Here is a 17,705-nt window from a genome sequence, read left to right as displayed (position 1 = left end):
AACTGAATGGTTTGTCTACGAGTGTGTCTATGTGGGTGTGCAGGCAAAATTGCGTACTTCGTGGGTTGATCCTGTCTAAAAATGAGTCTGTTATGAATGTTTCTGGTTTGGGTGTCATTGCTGTATTGGAAGCCTGTAAAGGGGTGTTGGCTTTATTGGTCGCGGTCGGTGTGCACGCATTGGCAGGGGTGGACCTTCATCAAGAAGCGTTAAATGTATTTGCTTACCTGCACCTTGCTGCGAGCAATCATTATGTTGAGATGTCATTGCACAGCATTGATAAAATCACCAACTCTGGATTGACCATGGTGACGACCATCGCACTAGGCTATGCCTTGATTCGTTTTATCGAATCTTATGGTTTGTGGCATCAGATGCGCTGGACAGAATGGTTTGCTTTCTTGAGCGGGGCTGTGTATTTGCCGTTTGAAATTTACGAAGTGGTTAACGACCAAAATGCGATCACAATTGGTGTGTTAGTCATTAACCTTGTTGTCGTCAGCTATATGTATTACGTGTTAAAAAGCGGCTCAGGTAAGCACGCACCAAAAGAGAGCGTATCTCAGGTATCTCATTCTCTTTAACCCTAATTTGGGTCATTTCTATTGCGCCGACTCAGGCGCGTTTACTCTGTTCCTGCATTGCTAGTTCCCTGTGCTCAGAAAACGGCATGGGCTTTCTTGTGTGTCACAAGCGAGTGACTAGACGCGCTTAAATTGAGTGAATTTGTGTCACCAAAAGGCGAATCATTGCCTCTTATATCTTTGCGTGTTTTCAGGTATCTTGAAAAAGGCAGAGAAACATATGTTTCTTTTGTGTGCATATGAAATTTTTGTGTCTTTCTTGCGGTTCATGGAATGAATCGTGCTACACCAACTTACCGTGTAACAAAGAGGATATCGAACCATGAAAGCATTGATTATAGGGGCGGGGATTGGTGGTATGGCAGCCGCAGCCGCTTTAAGACAGCAAGGTATTGAGTGTGATGTCTTTGAAGCCGTGAAAGAAATTAAGCCAGTAGGGGCCGCTATTTCTGTTTGGTCTAATGGGGTGAAATGCATGAACCATCTTGGTATGGGACACATCATGGATGAGCTCGGTGGCCCGATGCGAAATATGGCGTATCAAGACGGTAAGACAGGTCAGGTGATGACGCAATTTAGCCTCAAACCTTTAATTGATGAGGTGGGTGAGCGACCTTGTCCTGTGTCGCGAGCTGGGTTGCAGTCGATGATGGTAGACAGTTGGGGGCGAGACAACGTCCAATTTGATAAGCGCATCGAACGAGTCGAAGAGACGGAACAAGGGGTGAGTGCCTATTTTACCGACGGCACTGTGGCTCATGGGGATTTTATGATCGCGGCCGACGGCGCGCGTTCCGTAGTGCGCGGCTATGTGCTTGGTATGGAACTTGAGCGTCGTTATGCAGGCTATGTGAATTGGAATGGCTTGGTGGCGGCCGATGCATTAATTGCCCCACTTGATCAATGGACAACCTTTGTCGGCGAAGGTAAGCGGGTGTCTGTGATGCCGATTTCAGAGCAGCGCTTTTATTTCTTTTTTGATGTGCCATTGCCTGTCGGCTTAGAGGAAAACAGAGCGACCCTAAAAGACGATTTGAAAGGGTATTTTGCCGGCTGGGCAGACCCTGTACAAAGGCTTATCGACGCTCTGGACCCAGAGACAACCAATCGAATTGAAATTCATGATGTAGAGCCATTTGATACCTTTGTAAAAGGACGAGTGGCTTTATTGGGCGATTCAGCCCATTCCACCACGCCAGATATTGGTCAGGGCGGCTGTTCTGCGATGGAAGACGCGGTTGTGCTTGGAATGTCGTTTGCGGACACGCAAGACATAGAATCTGCCTTACAAGCTTATCAATCGAAACGCCATGAGCGAGCAAAAGATTTAGTACTGAAAGCGCGTAAACGTTGCGATGTAACCCATGGGAAAAACATGAAAGTGACGCAGGCGTGGTACGACGAGCTAAAACAAGAGCAAGGCGATAATATCATGGCAGGATTAAAAGAAACCATTATTGGTGGGCCGTTAGGCTAGCATCGAAGAAGGTTATCATGCCCATCTAAGCCGTTTGCTAACCAGAATGCTTATTAGAGACATCACCATTGAATTCTGCTTTAAATGGGTGTTTGATGAGAGTGGGATGCAGCGTACTTGGTAAGCAGTGCACGAGAGCTTGGAGGGGATGATGGCCAGTGGATGGGCGCAAGATGGCGCCGTACAAGAACAAATTGATGCGACGGTCGATTCGGCCGTTGAGCAGGCCAAACGTCGACTTCCAAAGGGCGAGAGCCTTACCCATTGTGAAGAGTGCGACGCGCCTATTCCTGAGCGTCGTCGGCAAGCCATTCCTGGTGTGCACTTATGCATACATTGTCAGAGCGAGCTCGAAAAAAGCGACAAAGGGGCAGCGTTATACAATCGCAGTGGCAGTAAGGACAGCCAACTAAGGTAATGTCATGGGGTGTTATTATCGACAAAACAGTGCCTCGCTGTTTTTTTAACGTCCTGTTTTGCCTAAAAAAGATCCGTTGTTGAGCCGCATCATTTGGATTTAGTACAAAATAGAGGCGCTTTTTACTCACTAAAGGCAATCTAATGCATTGATGAGCGTAAAGATGCATCTAGTTCTTATTTACTACGTTTAATTTCTCTCTATTTTTTGTATGCTATGCGCTAAGTTTGGGCGATAGGGTAAGTATGAATTTTCGTTGTGTCATCATCTCGCTGTGTTTTATAACAGGTGCTGCTTGGGGGGCATCTAATTGTGAGTCGGAAAAGAGCAATCAGGCATTTAACGCGTGCTTGATTAAATCGTTAACATCCGATTTTCTACCTCCGAAGGCAGACAATGGTCAATGGGTTTACAGCCTGCATCCGAATACAGAAAAGCAGAAGCGTTCCACTTTCATCGCGACGTTACTTTCTTCTTCTAAAATACATTATCTTGATAATCCAGTGGCACTGACGGTGCGTTGTGATGATGCAAGAACAGAATTAGAGATTCACTGGGATGGCATCACCATCAAAGAAGGGCGAGTCAATATTACGTACCATTTTGATGACGAACTTCCACAGCCAGCTCAATGGCCTTTATCATTGGCTCAGCAATCGGTTTATGTGTCGAACCCTGGTCGCTTTATTCAAACATTGGCAACCAAGCGGGCTTTTCGTGTCCAGATCTCTTCGCAAGACGCGCCCACTGTCAGTGCGACCTTCTATTTGAAAGGGCTGAAAAATCTACTGCCTCATATGAAAGGTGTGTGTTTTTAATTTACGCGTGTCTTTATATCGAAAAACACCAAAAATTGATGCTATACGGGCTGACTAAATTTAACTTCGAGAGTGTTGGAAAGTCTTTGAGCTTCACTTTCCCGGCGTTAAATTTTGGTTTACTGCCATTGATGCGAATTTTCTTCGCCGTCAGCGAATCCGCCGTCATTTCAAAACGTTTCTTCTTGACTCCGAACCCTTGGCATTGAATACGCTTAGGGTAGGGCGTCATATTAATAATCAGTAAGGTGCATTTGCCTGCTTTTTTGGCGCTGTGGCAATAAACCAAGACCTCTGGGTCATTGCTATTGACGGCAAACACCGTATCTCCCATGAGTTTTTTCCATAGCCAGCTCAACCAATAATCTGGATTGGGTTTCATGCTTTCTTTATTGATTAACGCATAATCGCCGCCGATCAAGCTTTGTCTTACCATCACTTGTTGCCCTAAGCGCGCACCGCGCCCTAACTGATCGGCCCACCAAAACGATGACGCAAAGCGATCGGATAAATGACGCTCGCCGCCGCATTGAGCCGAGCCGGTTTCCCCCGTCCAAATTTGAGCTTGGGGTTGAAAGCGATCGCGGTATCTTGTCAGCTGAGATAAGTACTTCTCATAATCCAAAAACGACTTATAAGAGAGTAAGTTCTTGAGTGTTGCTGGGCGAGTTTTGACCGGCGAGCGGCTGCTTTGAAAGGGGTAATAATGCCAATCGACAATGTCTAATGGCTCTTTGATCGACGCCAAAAAAGTGGCTGTCAGATTACTAATGGGGCGGATTGTTTCGCCGATTCTTGGCCAGAAAGCACTGCCAGGGCCGGCTATTTTGCTGTCTGGGCTGTGGGTTCTTATGGTGCGAATAAAGCGGTCATAATCCTTGGCTAAGTTTTTCGCCAACGGTTGCGAGCTAAGGCCATGAAACGCCCAATAGGCATTGAGTTCATTACCGAGTTCACAAACCGCAATTTTTTGCTGGTGGTCGTGACTGTATTTGAGCAATGTTTGTATTTCATCCGGCTGCCAATGACCGTGTAATGACTGACGAAAAAGCCCGTACTTAAACGTAAACATCAGCGCTAATTGATGGCGTTGGCAAAAAAGGTGCAGCGCGTCCCACATGGCGTGGCTTAGTACTAGGGCATCGGGCTGCTCAGGTGGCGCGTTAAAATAATGAAGTTTGTCTGCTTCAGAGCCGCCAATACGCAAATAGGCTGGGCCTAAGTTTTTCACCAATTTATTGAATTTGCTTTGCTGTAAATCCAATGGCGTGGCTTTTTGAGTGCCTAGGCCTTTGCTGCTTTTTTGACTGCCGTCCCACCATAAACCACCGGCTAGTACGGAAATATCAATGGAAAACGACAAGTAGTTGGGGTCGATCGTATGTGGCGACTGGGCTGTGTTTAAGCTAACGGTGACCTGTCTTGGATTGCGAGTAAGTTTGGGTTTGTAGAAACGAAATCGAGTGCGATCTGAGGTCATCAAGGTCATGTTCTCCTGCTGTTACCTGCCTTAGCATGCAAGAAAAAGATGACACTTATATTATGGCGCGTAGTGGTGGAACGAACCGCGTTAAGAGATCATTAGAACAATGAGCAGGTTATAGACGCTTTATTGCGAGAGGTCGCGCATACTTGTTGATAGGCATTAGGGTCTTGAAGTAACTGATAATGGGCATCAGAGTCGCGACACATGGCAACGAATTGATCGTACACGTTGTCATAACGTTGTTGGCGGAAAAACAGATTTTGTGGCGAGTGGTCGTCTCTTTTTTCGAGATTACTCTCGAGACGATCTTCGGCTCGGTCAGCCAGCTCTGTTAATCTGTTGTAGTGAATGCGCACCTCATGACAATAAGCACTGTTTGGGTTGATCTTCTGACATTCGACCAGCTCAGATTCCAGTTCACCGAGTTGTCTGTTGTAAGCTCTGAGGTTGGCTTTGGCGCCATTATTCAGACCTCTTGAGGTGTCGCGAGCGAAGTCCGCTTCATCGATTTTTTGCTTGAGTCGATTTAAATAGTTTTCTTGTTTTAAGCAGGCTTTGCCAAAGGTGACTAAATCCATCGCGTGAACCTGACTGCTCACAACAGCTAACCAGCAGATGAATGCCGTATTAACGAGTTTTTCTGTCTGGTTAGAAAAATGACGCATCATAACGTATTTATATCCTACTCAAAGTAGCGCTAAGTCTATCTTAATATGGTTCATCTTTTATACCGCCATTTGCAGGTATAAGACATATTGTCAAACATTCCCCGTAAACCTTTTATCAAACAGACGCTGGTGTTTTAGAATTTCGCCGATCGGCTGTTGATGAAATTAAGACAACGCCAGCAAATAGTTGAGTGATTTAAATTTAACAGCGTAAAAAATCATTTAAATTCAAATAACATTCCCTCATCGCGCTTCTGCGGTTGCAATTTATTGCTTTTCATCGAATGATTTACCTACCCCGAAAATACACTGTCTGGATGATAATGTGAATACAGAATCAAACGCCTATGGGCTGTCTATACATCCTATGCGAGAAGAGCTTTACGCCGAATTACACTCTCGGCCTTTTCAGGTACTGTCTAGCCCCGCCCGCATCAGTTATTTGGCGGTTATGCTTAGCCCTGACCATAAACAAAAAGAGTTTGAACATTTTTGTTGTCTCTATGAAAATTTCCAACAACAACCGCCGAGCCAAGAGGGCGTCTGTTATGAAGTGGATTTTGGCTCATTGCGTGTGCGTCGTGAAAAGCACTTAGAGTTCACCTCTTATATGTTTATTAACACCAAGACGAATGAGCAAGTGAGCCCTTTTGATAGCAATGCTTTGTCGGCTTTACCTCAAGGTTGGTTGGCGGCGTTACCTGGGACGATTATTGCCGCCTTTCACATTGCCATTGAAGATGCTCGCACACAGCCAGAGCCTGATTTGCTGTCGGTAAAAAGTGGCTTTGAAAGCATGCGTTTAGTGGGAAGTCGTCCACAAAATGGTGACGCGCAAGTCTGGACAACGTTTCAGTTACACAGCGATGGCTGTGGTCGTTTTTTGATATACAACAAGAACATGAGTGATAGCCAGCTGGGTCGTATGGTGCAGCGTGTGGTGGAGATTGAAACCTATCGCTTAATGGCGCTATTAGGCTTGCCGATCGCCCGTAAATACAACTCGCAATTGGCGAAAATGGACGAACAACTCGCCACCACTACCGCGCGTTTGGCGGATTCTACTGAGCAGCTGGATGAGCAAGCCCTGTTGGCTGAGTTGATTGATATGGCCGCGTGGGTCGAAGCTGCCAGAGCGCAAACAACCTTCCGCTTTAGCGCCACCAATGCTTACCATGATTTGGTGCTTAAACGGTTAACGGAACTCAAAGAAGACGAAGTGTCGGGGCATTTGACCATCACTGAATTTATGACAAGACGCCTGACGCCAGCGGTGCGAACTTGTAAAGCCACAGGGGACCATTTGGAAAACTTGTCACGTCGTATTGACCGTGTTTCGGACATGATGCGAACGCGAGTTGAAATGTCGATACAGTCACAGAACCAACACCTTCTTGCGTCTATGGATAGGCGTTCTAAAATCCAATTGGCGATGCAGCATACGGTTGAAGGTTTGTCGGTTGCCGCGATCAGTTATTATTCGGTTGGTTTGCTTAAATTTATCATCGAAGCTGTCTATGACAAGGGCGTGCATTTTGATAAAAGCCTTGTTATTGGCTTATCTGTGCCGCTTGTTGTTGGCGGTGTCTGGTTTACGACGCGTAAAATACACAAGCGTTTTCTATTGTTAGCCAAAGCACGAGAAGAGCAAGAAAAGCGTTCAGAAAGCAAAAAATAATCTGACTCGTTATGCCTTTTGAAAAGCACGAGTGACGGTAGAAAGCACACTAAAGAGACCCACTAAGGTTGCTTGCTTATGTATGTGTTGCTGTTTTGTTTGGTCGTCGATATTGGGATTTACCTGTTCAGCCATCCGCCTTTGTTGGTGACCTCTATCATCAGAGGCTTGTTTGGTGTCACTGGCATGATCGCCTTTAGCGCAGGTATTTGGTGGGTACTCACCTTACTGGGCATTGGGGCTATGATTCGTCTAAAAACAAAAATAGGCGGTGCCATTGTCGTGACAGTGTCTGTGACTTTGTGGATGCTGAATATTTTAAGCCCGCTTGGGTCGATGACGCTGGCGCTTGAATACCCTAATCTTATTTGGGGGATGCTAGAGCTATTTTATGTGCTGATGTTAGTGGCAATAGAATTGATGATATTCAAACGTTAGTGCCGGCGGATTAAATGCCATGCTGGCAAGGGGCTATTTAACATAGACCGCAAAACACTAAGAACAAGATGAATAAAAATACCGCTCAAATTGAGCGGTATTTTTGTTTTCAACGCGACGTCTGTGTTTCTAATAAACGCAGGGAAGGCGAAACGCCAATGATTCTACATAAGAGGAAAGGCAAGATCGTAGATTTTACCTTGGCCTTTTTCTGCATGAAACTGCGTTGAATAGTTATTGTTTTCTAGCTTGATAATACCCTGCTGAACAAGGCTATCGATCAAGATGTCTGATTGCTGTTTCACTTCTGGCGCATTCAGAGGAGCGTACATTTTTTTCGCAACATAGTGTTGAACCGCACTGTGTAACAAGGTTTGGTCCATCTTCACATTGGCATTAACAATCGCGTTATACAGCCAGAATCTTGGGTCGTTCATTTCCGCGATAGAAGGGTTTTTAATGTCTGCTAAGTGGCTGGCTAGGTTTGCTGTAAATTTGCCGTCCTTTGTTTCGCCGCTGAATTCAACAATATTAAATTCAGGTTTGCCTGCCAGTAGGGTGTCCAAATGCTGTTGCAAAAAGGCAAATTGCTGATTGGGTGTTAAGCTAACCGATTCTTTGATGAGCTGACCGTAATCCAGAAACACTTGGTTGTCTAAATTGTTTAGCTCGGTAACAAGGTTAAGATCGTTGGCTTGAAACCCATCGACGTCTATTTTCTTAATCGCGTAGCCAATTTGCATGCTGCCTAGCTGGGTGCTGTCATCGAGTTTGGTTTTTAAGGTAACCGCAAGCTTGTCAAATTCACCCTGTGGTACTGTGGTGATTTGCTCTATGTTAAGACCCATGTTGCCATTGTAGAAGCCTTCGCTACGAATGGTTGCCCAATCGGCATCAAGATCTAGGTTCAAGGTGACGTTTTGCAAGGTAGTGGTGGTTTGTTCGCTGGCTGTTGCGGCTTTAAAACCGCCGTTATAAATGAGCTTGTCGTTGGCGAGTTTGCCATGGCCGCTATATTCACTAACCGACAGTGTTTGCGCCTTGTTGCTAAAGGCTGGGATGTAATCTGCAAACTGTAAATCACCAAATAAGTTGCTGATCAGCGATAACGTATAAAGCGGCGTGTCGGCGCCCCAGTTTAGATAATGGCGTTGTTCATCGCCTTTTAATTTAACGTCAGTGCTGAATAAGCCAATCACACCTTGTGGGGCAAACAGAAGAGGGCCGAACTGGGTGTCTAGTTCGAATTCAGCGCTCAATTTTTTACCTTGAAGAGTCGGGGCTATCGTCGTTGTATCAATGTTCACCAAGACTTTGCTTGTTGATCCAAACCAGCTTGACTCAGTTGACTCAATTTTTGCACTGTAGCCTGCTTCACTGTTGATGTTGTCGATAAAGTCAGTGAGTTTGGTTTGGTATTCGTTGGCAATGAATTTGGGCGCAATAAGGCACGCTGCAACAAGAGTGAGTGCAGATACTCCGAGTATTTTTTTCACAGGAACTTCCTTTTCATGGATACAGTATTAAATTGCCAGCATCATACAAGGAAAGTTGGGGTCAGTGAAACGGTGAAGCGTCGATTAGTCAGTGAAAATACCGTCAAATCAGCGAGTCGTTAAGCAAATAAGTGTGTTTCGCAATAAAAATTCAACATTGTCACTAAGAAGTCACAATTCTAGGCTATATGTGTGCAATATTTTTTCTATTATTCGACATTTTTTTCGCGTTATATGTGGAATCATTGCCCGTTAGAATTCTAGGCCTAATTGTGGCAATCAATTAAAGTAATTGGAGTGTATATGGTACCTTTTTTATCTGTTGTTCTGCCTGCGAAAAATGAACAGGGCAACATTGGGGTATTGATTAGAGAGATTCATGCGAGTTTATCGCCGGAGTACGCTTTCGAAGTCGTGTTAACCGACGACGGTAGCGACGATAATACGGCGCAAGTGGCTATTAATACGGCCAATGAAATTGGTTGCCAGTTACAAGTTGTCTACCACGCTAAGAGCTGTGGGCAAAGTACGGCCTTGTCTTCCGGTGTGCGCCATGCCAAAGGCGAGTGGATCATCACCTCTGACGCCGACGGTCAGAATGACCCTATTGATTACCCAAAGCTGATTAGCGAAGCCGAAAAGCTCACCAGTCAGCATTTTTGTGTGGCAGGCTACCGTAAAAAACGCCTAGATACCGCTTGGGTGCGTTTTCAGTCTCGTGTCGCGAATAAGATCCGCCAAAGCTTGTTAGACGATGGTGTGCCAGACTCTGGTTGCGGTCTTAAATTGTTCCCTAAAGCAACGTTTTTGACATTGCCTTATTTTGATCACATGCACCGCTTCTTACCAGCTTTGATTAAACGCATTGATGGCGACATTGTGGTTTGCCAAGTTAATCATCGTGACCGTAACGCGGGTGTGTCGAATTACAATGCATGGAATCGTGCTTGGGTCGGTATTGTCGATATCATTGGTGTGATCTGGTTGAAGAAGCGAGCCAAACACCCAACCGTTGCGAATGTGTATTCTAATCAGGACTAATGAATGAAGTGGGTCAAACTGGCTTTAGTCTGTGTATTTGCAGGTTTGCTCTTTTCCGGCGTACTGAATCCTATTCTGGCGCATATATCTGACAAAAACTGGTTGTCTGGCTATTTGACAGACAAGGGTTATGTTGGCTATTCGTTGATTGTTTTGGCGTCGTTTGCTTTGGTCGCCGCAGGAGGGCCAAAACAAGTGGTCGCCTTCGTGTTTGGCTATGTATATGGGCCCATTGTTGGCACGATAGTGACCTTGCTGGTTTGCTTGGTGGCTGCGTTGGCAAACTACATGGTCGCAAGAGTCTTGCTAACCCATACCTTGGCGCGCTTTTTTCCGTTACGAATGAATAAATTTAACCAGTTTGCCAGCCGAGCGCCATTCATGAAGATACTCATGCTGCGCTTGCTTCCTGTTGGCAGCAATCTAGTCACCAATATATTGTCAGGCAGTGTTGGCGTGCCGTTGTGGGCGTTTATAACCGCCAGTGTCATTGGTTATTTACCACAAACGCTGATTTTTGCTTTGGTGGGTCATGGCATAAACGGAGCGGATCACGCGATGATTTATACCAGCATTGGCTTGTCGTTATTAAGTTTTATCCTGACAGCATTAATTTACCGAGATCATCTCAAATACAAACTCTCTACTTTACAGGTTGAAGGCAAGGCATCATGACGGTACCGAAAATGTTCGACAATGACGATTACTCAAAAACACTTTGGCTATTGTTATTGATCGCGGCTGTGATTATTTTGGCAGGCATTGGGTTACGTGACCCTTGGCCAGCCGACGAACCTCGATTTGTAGAAGTCGCCAAAGAAATGGTGAACTCAGGCAATTGGTTTTTCCCTATGCGAGGCGGGGAGTTGTACCCAGATAAGCCGCCTGTTTTCATGTGGTCTATCGCCGCGCTTTACTGGCTGACTGGCAATTTATCTGCCACCTTTTTGATTCCCAATGCCTTGGCCAGCTTATTGTCTGTTTTCTGCGTGTTTGATATCGCTGCGAAACTTTGGAATGTCAAAACCGCACGTAACGCTGTGTTGTTTTTACTGATTGCACCGCAGTTTATTATCCAAGCAAAAAGCGCTCAGATCGACGCCATGGTCGCTTGCTGGATTACGGTGGCCATGTATGGCTTATTGCGACATTTCTTTTATAAAGCAAGCTTGGCTTGGTACTTGGTCAGTTGGGCGTTTATGGGCTTAGGGATTATTACCAAGGGCGTGGGCTTTTTGCCATTGCTGTTACTGATCCCAATACTGACGTTGCACTTCACTGGTAAACACCGCTTTAGTAAGGAGCAGGTGAACTGGCGTTTGTTGCTCGGCCCGATTGCGATGTTGTTGGTGCTGGCAGCATGGTTATTGCCAATGTTACACATCGCCGACACAAGCAATAACCCTGACTTCACCGCTTATCGAGACAACATCTTGTTTAAGCAAACAGGCGAACGTTATGCCAACTCTTGGGGACATATTAACCCTTGGTATTACTTTATTCTGAGTGTGATTCCGGCGTTCTGGTTTCCTATGTATGCCTTCTTGTTTAGCAAGCCTTTTTGGCGCGACTTGAAAGCGTCTCCTATCATGATCAGTCTGTTGGCTTGGGTTGTGTTGGTGGTTTTGTTCTTTAGTATTAGCCCTGGTAAGCGCGGTCTTTATATTTTGCCTGCCTTGCCCATGATGGCTTTGCTCATGGGCGCACACATTACCAATGTGGGTATTCGACCTTGGTTTAGACGCGTGCTGGTCGCTGGCACCATAGTGTTTGGCTTAGTGTTTTTTGTTGCGGCTGGGTTGTGCTTTAGTCACTCGCATGTGGTGGCCAAAGAGCTGGGCGATGACACCACAAAATTTGCTTGGTTGTTTCTCGTCACTGGATTGATTTGGTTAGGTATTTTGGTCTGGAAGTGGAAGTCGATGGACTTGTACTCATTTGGTGCGGCTTTTGCCATTACTTGGGTGCTTTATAGTACTTGGGGCTACACCTTATTAAACCCGATCAGAACGCCTGCAAAAGGCATTATGGACACAGTCCAGCAAGACATTGGCCCTGCGGGTGAGCTTGGCTTAACACGCTTCAAAGAGCAGTTTTTGCTGTTTAGTGATATTCCGTTGACGCACTTCAGTTATTTAACCGCGCCGCAAGAACAAGATAGAAATGCCTGGTTATGGATGAGTGAGAAACCAAATCGCTTTATCCTCTCGATACAAGACAATTCCATGACGTGTTTTGATACCAGCAAAGCGACACAGCTAGGCAAAGCCCATGGTCGCCATTGGATACTGTTGGGTGAGAACGCCATGGCAGCAAGCTGTAAAGCGCCAGACACCATCAAGCGCTATCACTTGCCAATGAAGAGAACCTATCAATAACAACCTGTTGTTTTATCAACACTAAAAAAACCGTTTGTACGCTGAGTACAAACGGTTTTTTATTGGTTGAAAGGTCAGCGACGCATCTTAGTGTGTTGGAAACAGATCACGAAGCAGAGCAATACCGGCGTCTTGTCCGCCTTGGTTGTACGCGTCTAACAGGGCAGAGCCTAAAATCGCCACATCGGCTTTGCCAATAAGGTCTTCAATTTGACTGCGTTCACGAAGGCCAAAACCAACGCCCATCGGTGCGTTAGCATGGGCTTTAATGTGTGCCAAATATTCGTCCATCGGGGTCAGGTGGCTGGTGCCTTCATGGCTCGAATGACCGGTTACACCTGAGCGCGCCACACAATACAGAAAGCCAGACGCTTTACTGGCGAGCATTTCGAGACGATCGCTCGGCGTGACAGGGGTCACTAACCAAATGGGATCGATGTTATTGGCTTTACAGGCGGCAATGTAGTCGGTTGATTGCTCAATCGGAAAATCCGGTAAGATTAACCCCAATATGTTCTCTTCGGCCGCACGTTTCGCCAGCTTGTCTAACCCAAAGCGATACATAGGGTTGAGGTAGCTCATCAGCACAATACGGCTCTCTGGAAAGCCTTTTGCCAGCTCGCCAAGTTGCGTTAAACAGGTGTCTACGTCGAGCGTTTGTTCTAATGCTTTATGGCAAGCCGCGACGATACTTGGGCCATCGGCCACTGGGTCAGAAAACGGAAATTGCACTTCAATAAAATCCACGCCTTCTTCCATCAAGCGAGCCATCCAGTCGAGACTTTCTTGCACACTCGGATACCCATAAACCACATGAGTCATCGACAAAATCGGCTTTTTTTGACCCGCTTGTTGGGCACTCTTTTTTTCGTGAATAAAAGCGGCTAACTGGCTCATGCGTTTTGCTCCTTATTGTCGGTTGTCACAGGGTAAGTGGCCAGATAGTCGTTCAAAAACTGCGGAAACGCCTCGTCCTGAACGGCTTTTGCGACATTAAAAATATCTTTATCGCCACGACCGGAAAGGTTGATCACGATGCGCGATGTCTTAGGTAAATTGGGCGCGTCTTTAAAAGCACCCGCTAAGGCATGAGACGATTCCAGCGCAGGAATAATGCCTTCTTTTTTCAGTAGCAAAGTACAGGCCGCAATGACGTCATCGTCCATGGCATAGGTCATTTGGATACGACCCGTTTCAGCAAGGTGGGCAATGATGGGCGACACACCAACGTAATCTAAACCCGCGGCGATCGAATGAGTTTCTTGTAATTGCCCCGCTTGGTCTTGTAGGAACATGGTCGCAAAACCTTGCGCTATGCCCGGCTGGCCTAGGTTGTGAGAGAGGCGAATAGAGTGCTCGCCTAGCGCCAGACCTTTACCGCCAGCTTCTACGCCGACCATGGCAACGTCTTTTTCATCAAGGAAAGGCAAAAACAACCCACAAGCATTGGAGCCTCCGCCGACGCAGGCATAGAGGCGGTCGGGGAATTGCCCAAATTGCGCGACGCTTTGCTCACGCACTTCGTCACCAATGACCGATTGGAAAAACGCCACCATTTCTGGGAAGGGCGCACAACCACAAGAGGTTCCGATCAGGTAATGGCTGTCTTCGTGGCTAGAGGACCAGTCACGCAACGCTTCATCTAACGCGTCTCGTAAGGTTTGAGCGCCGGTGGTAACAGGCACCACAGTGGCACCTAATTGCTTCATCCAAAACACATTTGGGTATTGGCGTTCTATGTCTTTGGCGCCCATGTAAATAGTGCATTCAAGGCCTAAACGCGCAGCCACAAGCGCGGTAGCAATACCGTGTTGGCCTGCGCCTGTTTCAGCGATTACGCGTTTTTTGCCCATGCGTTTGACCAATAAACCTTGGCCAATCACATTGTTCATCTTGTGGGCGCCGCTGTGGTTTAGGTCTTCGCGTTTAAGGTAAATCTGTGCGCCACCGAAGTGCTCTGTTAGATTCGCACAAAAAGTGAGTGGCGTAGGGCGGCCGGAAAACTGCTGCCATTGTTTGTGCAGCTCAGCAAGAAAAGCAGGGTCGTTTTTAGCGTCTTCGAAAGCGTGCAATATTTGCTGCTGACTCGAATAAAGGATCTCAGGAATGTAGCTTCCGCCGTACTGCCCGTAGAAACCGTTCTCGCTTTTCATGGTGTTCTCCATTTAATTATTTAACTATACCGTTTAGTTAATATAATGGAGGTTAACGGTTCACGTCAAGGTGGTTTCGTTAAATGACAAAAGACTTACCACTCTCATGAACGGCACCTCCGCTCCCGCGCAGGGAAAAGGATCGCTTTAGCGAGTATTTATCAGGGTCATTAACTAGGACAGGCATGTTTAAATCCCAGTGTTGGCGGGCGTTGGGGCTGTTGTTGATGGGTGCAGATTGGTTAGAGATTGGTCAGGACAGGCATGGTTAACGGTCGCTCTCATGAACAACACCTCCGCTCCCCGCGCAGGCGCGAAGAATCGCTCTGGCGTTATTCGTGAGAGCTTATGTTTTTTGCGGAGCGGTATTTATTGGGACCATTAACTAGGACAGGCATGTTTAAATCCCAGTGTTGGCGGGCGTTGGGGCTGTTGTTGGTGGGGGTAGATTGGTCAGGACAGGCATGTTTAAATCCTCGAATAAGGAGCCCCAAAACATAGCGGCGATTTAGTTAAACTGGGGCGAAGCGCCAAGCGTAAACCGCCACGTAGTTTTTGTGTCCCATTGAGCTTGCGAGCGACCTGATGTGCTTGTTATGCTCCGTGTTCGTTGAGGACTTCTTTAAATGCAAACATGCCATTAAGTGCTGCTGGAAAGCCTGCATAAACAGACATTTGTAGGATTATTTCTTTGACCTCTTCTTCAGAGCAGCCGACATTAAGGGCTGCTTTAAGGTGGACTTTGAGCTGAGGCTGACAGTTACCAAGCGCGGTTAGTGCTGCTACCGTAGCGATTTCTCTCGATTTAAGGTCTAAGCCATTACGTGAATAGATATCACCAAATGGATACTCTATTGTAAAACGAGCTAGATCAGGACAAATATCCTCCAAGCTATCAATAACCTTCTGTCCCGCTTCTCCGTCTATCTGAGTTAAGTGCTCTAAGCCAATTTTAAGTCGTGTGTTTTCCATAAATATTCTCCTAAGATTGAATTTAGGAGATGAAGATACATCTTAGAGTTAACTCTAAGTCAAGACACTTTTCCTGATTTATATAACTGAATTTTATGCTCCAAAGCTTCAAGGTGCTCTTGTTGTTTCTGAATATGAGATTTCAAATTCAGGCGATGATTTTCAAGTAGCTGTTGTCGGCAAACTAGAGTTTCACTTCCATTGCTCCGCATTGATGCATAACTCAGTATTTCTTGAAGAGGCATTCCAGTGTCTTTTAGACGAATAACAAAATTGATCCAATCGGTGTCTTTGGGAGAGTAAACCCTGTGACCACTTTGATTACGGTTAATGTTTTTTAACAAGCCGATCTTTTCGTAATATCGTAAAGTATGAGCCGACAGCCCTGTTAATTTCGAGAATTCTTTTACATTCACAATCTTTCCTCTAGGGGGCATTAACTAAGACAGGTATGTTTAAATTCCGATTGAGCTTGGCCTTGTTATGCATTACTTGCTAAGAACCCGTTTCTTTTGTATTTGATATTCATCTTCGGTAAGTACACCTTCATCTCGAAGCTCTTTTAATTTTCGTAACTCAGTGTATAAGTCGCTACTACCTTGACTTTCCACATTTTTATCATTTTTAATTTGAATAGTGTTTTTATGGGTGCTGTCAAAATCACCAGTACGCCCATAAGATTCAACTTTGCCATTTATTAGTCGTATATAATACGGAGATGTCCAGCCAAGAAAAGCGTCATCATCAGTTTCGGATAACTTGTAATTAAGGTATTCGGTGTCGCCTTTGGCGCTAATGCTAACGGGATTCCCCATAATATTTATAGCATCTTCTTTTGTCATGCCAATTTGTACACCATTAATTTTTCCTGAAGTGGCACACCCTGTAATAATTAATGATAAAAATATAGTAAAGAAATAATTTACAACCTCTCCTTTATAATAATTAAATAGTACGTATTCGCGTTCGCATGTTTTGAAAACCTTAAAAAATCCATATAAGAAACTGATTTTTATATGCTACCTAAAAAATCAGATTTTGGCTAAACAGTATTTACTAGGACAGGCATGTTTAAATCTTATTCGTGAGAGCTTATGTGTTTGGCTGAGCGGTATATATTAGGACCATTAACTAGGACAGGCATGTTTAACGCCTGCTTAAGGGGCGCCGTAGGCGTCCCATTTGAAGCACTTGTTAGCCGCTGATTTGCTCGTAAGTATCACCGACTTTAACAAATGTTCTTCTTTTGACTCTCATTGGTTCATCAATCAATGCTTGCACAGGGATGATTTGACTAATATCTGTTAAGTCACCGATATTGAACTCAAAAGCTCCATCACTATTTAGGCAACTATCTTCTACACCGAAAGAAATCCTAAACTCCATTTGCCAAGAGTATTTAGAATCTTTAGTGTACAAGCCTATCGGGCCCGAATAGTTTTCAAGATCTTTGTAGTCTACCATTCCATATCCGCCATGGAAGAACTTAGAGCCAAAAGCGGAAGTCTCCTGAGCCAATGCTGCATTGATGCGTTTTGAGAATTCTGTAGAATTGTTTATCAGAAGTATATGTGAACCAAATTCAAGGAATTGCTTATCAAAGATAATTTGATCATCTATTTCTCCTGGGATCACTCCGTCTTGGCCATCAGCCAGTGCCCCCATACAAAATAGCACCGTGTTTTTTGGTCGTGGAAATTTCGCAGTAAGTATTACTTCAGAACCTAGGTCCAATTCCTCTCCATTACCTTGTTTAAGAGAAAGAGTAGAGAAGCCTTTTTCATTTGGGCCAGCTCGTAAGATACCGTATACCTCTTCCAGCTCATCGACTCTCAACGCTAGTGATTCTTCATTTTTTAAGTTTGAAAAATAATCCAGGCTATTCATATACAAAAGGCCTTTCTGCATTTGCTGAAGCCTTTCATACGTTGAAACTTTGAATAATAGCCAAAAGTCAGTTTTTGGTGGCTCTGATTCAAAAAAGTCTTGGCTGTTCTCAATTTCCATTTTTAACTCGATGTTGAACTAGGGTGACGGCTAACGCTTTGCTAAGCGGCTAAAAATAGTTGGCTATAATTTGCGAGGAACGATCACAGCC

The 17,705-nt window shown here is 45.3% G+C and carries 18 protein-coding genes; 9 read left to right on the top strand and 9 right to left on the bottom strand.

Features of this window, described 5'->3' with window-relative positions; translation table 11 throughout:
* Positions 1 to 92: 92 nt before the first annotated feature.
* The 4 genes from E0D71_RS00755 (at position 93) to E0D71_RS00740 (ending at position 3,297) form a co-directional block, all read left to right on the top strand.
* Positions 93 to 584 carry a DUF2127 domain-containing protein gene (locus E0D71_RS00755; RefSeq protein ID WP_133001396.1) on the top strand — a complete coding sequence of 164 codons (492 nt, stop codon included), beginning with the start codon at positions 93 to 95 and terminating at the stop codon, positions 582 to 584.
* Between the two features lie 322 nt (positions 585 to 906).
* Positions 907 to 2,061 carry an FAD-dependent urate hydroxylase HpxO gene (gene hpxO / locus E0D71_RS00750; protein WP_133001395.1) on the top strand — a complete coding sequence of 385 codons (1,155 nt, stop codon included), beginning with the start codon at positions 907 to 909 and terminating at the stop codon, positions 2,059 to 2,061.
* A gap of 151 nt (positions 2,062 to 2,212) precedes the next feature.
* Complete coding sequence (locus E0D71_RS00745; protein WP_133001394.1) at positions 2,213 to 2,479, top strand: DksA/TraR family C4-type zinc finger protein; 267 nt, start codon at positions 2,213 to 2,215, stop codon at positions 2,477 to 2,479.
* A 245-nt stretch (positions 2,480 to 2,724) separates the two neighbouring features.
* Positions 2,725 to 3,297, top strand: coding sequence for a type VI secretion system-associated protein TagO (locus E0D71_RS00740; protein WP_133001393.1), 573 nt, complete (start codon positions 2,725 to 2,727; stop codon positions 3,295 to 3,297).
* A gap of 13 nt (positions 3,298 to 3,310) precedes the next feature.
* On the opposite strand, the gene E0D71_RS00735 is transcribed toward E0D71_RS00740, so the two are convergent.
* A complete protein-coding gene (locus tag E0D71_RS00735; protein WP_243711892.1) occupies positions 3,311 to 4,786 on the bottom strand; it encodes a glycoside hydrolase in 1,476 nt (491 codons plus the stop codon).
* A gap of 92 nt (positions 4,787 to 4,878) precedes the next feature.
* The gene (locus tag E0D71_RS00730; protein WP_133001392.1) at positions 4,879 to 5,451 is read right to left on the bottom strand and encodes a hypothetical protein; all 573 of its coding nucleotides are present in this window, start codon (positions 5,449 to 5,451) and stop codon (positions 4,879 to 4,881) included.
* A 325-nt stretch (positions 5,452 to 5,776) separates the two neighbouring features.
* Between E0D71_RS00730 and E0D71_RS00725 the strand changes: the two genes are divergently transcribed.
* Together E0D71_RS00725 and E0D71_RS00720 are read left to right on the top strand one after the other, a co-directional pair.
* Complete coding sequence (locus E0D71_RS00725; protein ID WP_243711891.1) at positions 5,777 to 7,129, top strand: DUF3422 domain-containing protein; 1,353 nt, start codon at positions 5,777 to 5,779, stop codon at positions 7,127 to 7,129.
* A 78-nt stretch (positions 7,130 to 7,207) separates the two neighbouring features.
* Positions 7,208 to 7,567, top strand: a complete 360-nt coding sequence (locus E0D71_RS00720) for a hypothetical protein (protein WP_133001391.1) — start codon at positions 7,208 to 7,210, stop codon at positions 7,565 to 7,567.
* A 164-nt stretch (positions 7,568 to 7,731) separates the two neighbouring features.
* On the opposite strand, the gene E0D71_RS00715 is transcribed toward E0D71_RS00720, so the two are convergent.
* Positions 7,732 to 9,063 carry a DUF945 family protein gene (locus E0D71_RS00715; RefSeq protein ID WP_165942935.1) on the bottom strand — a complete coding sequence of 444 codons (1,332 nt, stop codon included), beginning with the start codon at positions 9,061 to 9,063 and terminating at the stop codon, positions 7,732 to 7,734.
* A gap of 303 nt (positions 9,064 to 9,366) precedes the next feature.
* Between E0D71_RS00715 and E0D71_RS00710 the strand changes: the two genes are divergently transcribed.
* From E0D71_RS00710 to E0D71_RS00700, 3 genes are read left to right on the top strand one after another with little or no spacing between them, the layout of a single operon-like run.
* Entirely contained in the window at positions 9,367 to 10,104 is a 738-nt protein-coding gene (locus E0D71_RS00710; RefSeq protein WP_133001389.1) for a glycosyltransferase family 2 protein, read from the top strand.
* A 3-nt stretch (positions 10,105 to 10,107) separates the two neighbouring features.
* Positions 10,108 to 10,779 carry a VTT domain-containing protein gene (locus E0D71_RS00705; RefSeq protein WP_133001388.1) on the top strand — a complete coding sequence of 224 codons (672 nt, stop codon included), beginning with the start codon at positions 10,108 to 10,110 and terminating at the stop codon, positions 10,777 to 10,779.
* Positions 10,776 to 12,482, top strand: a complete 1,707-nt coding sequence (locus E0D71_RS00700; protein ID WP_133001387.1) for a glycosyltransferase family 39 protein — start codon at positions 10,776 to 10,778, stop codon at positions 12,480 to 12,482. Before E0D71_RS00705 ends, E0D71_RS00700 begins: the two co-directional genes overlap by 4 nt.
* 87 nt (positions 12,483 to 12,569) lie before the next feature.
* Here E0D71_RS00700 and trpA read toward each other — a convergent pair whose 3' ends face one another.
* From trpA to E0D71_RS00670, 6 genes are all read right to left on the bottom strand, one after another.
* Positions 12,570 to 13,379 carry a tryptophan synthase subunit alpha gene (gene trpA, locus E0D71_RS00695; RefSeq protein WP_133001386.1) on the bottom strand — a complete coding sequence of 270 codons (810 nt, stop codon included), beginning with the start codon at positions 13,377 to 13,379 and terminating at the stop codon, positions 12,570 to 12,572.
* Entirely contained in the window at positions 13,376 to 14,635 is a 1,260-nt protein-coding gene (gene trpB / locus E0D71_RS00690) for a tryptophan synthase subunit beta (protein ID WP_133001385.1), read from the bottom strand. Before trpB ends, trpA begins: the two co-directional genes overlap by 4 nt.
* A gap of 594 nt (positions 14,636 to 15,229) precedes the next feature.
* Positions 15,230 to 15,607, bottom strand: a complete 378-nt coding sequence (locus E0D71_RS00685; protein WP_133001384.1) for a carboxymuconolactone decarboxylase family protein — start codon at positions 15,605 to 15,607, stop codon at positions 15,230 to 15,232.
* 59 nt (positions 15,608 to 15,666) lie between these two features.
* A complete protein-coding gene (locus E0D71_RS00680; RefSeq protein ID WP_133001383.1) occupies positions 15,667 to 16,023 on the bottom strand; it encodes a MerR family transcriptional regulator in 357 nt (118 codons plus the stop codon).
* A 72-nt stretch (positions 16,024 to 16,095) separates the two neighbouring features.
* Positions 16,096 to 16,449, bottom strand: a complete 354-nt coding sequence (locus E0D71_RS00675) for an SHOCT domain-containing protein (protein ID WP_133001382.1) — start codon at positions 16,447 to 16,449, stop codon at positions 16,096 to 16,098.
* 352 nt (positions 16,450 to 16,801) lie between these two features.
* Positions 16,802 to 17,614 (bottom strand): hypothetical protein, encoded by an 813-nt coding sequence (locus E0D71_RS00670; RefSeq protein ID WP_207923300.1) that lies wholly within the window; start codon positions 17,612 to 17,614, stop codon positions 16,802 to 16,804.
* Positions 17,615 to 17,705: the final 91 nt, after the last annotated feature.

The organism is Marinomonas sp. KMM3893 (genome assembly GCF_004352855.1).
Classification (GTDB): Bacteria; Pseudomonadota; Gammaproteobacteria; order Pseudomonadales; family Marinomonadaceae; genus Marinomonas; species Marinomonas arenicola.
This window is presented reverse-complemented; position numbering and strand designations above follow the sequence as displayed.

What these genes read in the sequence shown, in the direction of transcription:
- E0D71_RS00755 (WP_133001396.1), top strand. Translation starts at nt 93, where the DNA reads ATGAATGTTTCTGGTTTGGGTGTCATTGCTGTATTGGAAGCCTGTAAA.
- hpxO (WP_133001395.1), top strand. Translation starts at nt 907, where the DNA reads ATGAAAGCATTGATTATAGGGGCGGGGATTGGTGGTATGGCAGCCGCA.
- E0D71_RS00745 (WP_133001394.1), top strand. Translation starts at nt 2,213, where the DNA reads ATGGCCAGTGGATGGGCGCAAGATGGCGCCGTACAAGAACAAATTGAT.
- E0D71_RS00740 (WP_133001393.1), top strand. Translation starts at nt 2,725, where the DNA reads ATGAATTTTCGTTGTGTCATCATCTCGCTGTGTTTTATAACAGGTGCT.
- E0D71_RS00735 (WP_243711892.1), bottom strand. Translation starts at nt 4,786, where the DNA reads ATGACCTTGATGACCTCAGATCGCACTCGATTTCGTTTCTACAAACCC.
- E0D71_RS00730 (WP_133001392.1), bottom strand. Translation starts at nt 5,451, where the DNA reads ATGATGCGTCATTTTTCTAACCAGACAGAAAAACTCGTTAATACGGCA.
- E0D71_RS00720 (WP_133001391.1), top strand. Translation starts at nt 7,208, where the DNA reads ATGTATGTGTTGCTGTTTTGTTTGGTCGTCGATATTGGGATTTACCTG.
- E0D71_RS00710 (WP_133001389.1), top strand. Translation starts at nt 9,367, where the DNA reads ATGGTACCTTTTTTATCTGTTGTTCTGCCTGCGAAAAATGAACAGGGC.
- E0D71_RS00705 (WP_133001388.1), top strand. Translation starts at nt 10,108, where the DNA reads ATGAAGTGGGTCAAACTGGCTTTAGTCTGTGTATTTGCAGGTTTGCTC.
- E0D71_RS00700 (WP_133001387.1), top strand. Translation starts at nt 10,776, where the DNA reads ATGACGGTACCGAAAATGTTCGACAATGACGATTACTCAAAAACACTT.
- trpA (WP_133001386.1), bottom strand. Translation starts at nt 13,379, where the DNA reads ATGAGCCAGTTAGCCGCTTTTATTCACGAAAAAAAGAGTGCCCAACAA.
- trpB (WP_133001385.1), bottom strand. Translation starts at nt 14,635, where the DNA reads ATGAAAAGCGAGAACGGTTTCTACGGGCAGTACGGCGGAAGCTACATT.
- E0D71_RS00685 (WP_133001384.1), bottom strand. Translation starts at nt 15,607, where the DNA reads ATGGAAAACACACGACTTAAAATTGGCTTAGAGCACTTAACTCAGATA.
- E0D71_RS00675 (WP_133001382.1), bottom strand. Translation starts at nt 16,449, where the DNA reads ATGACAAAAGAAGATGCTATAAATATTATGGGGAATCCCGTTAGCATT.
- E0D71_RS00670 (WP_207923300.1), bottom strand. Translation starts at nt 17,614, where the DNA reads ATGGAAATTGAGAACAGCCAAGACTTTTTTGAATCAGAGCCACCAAAA.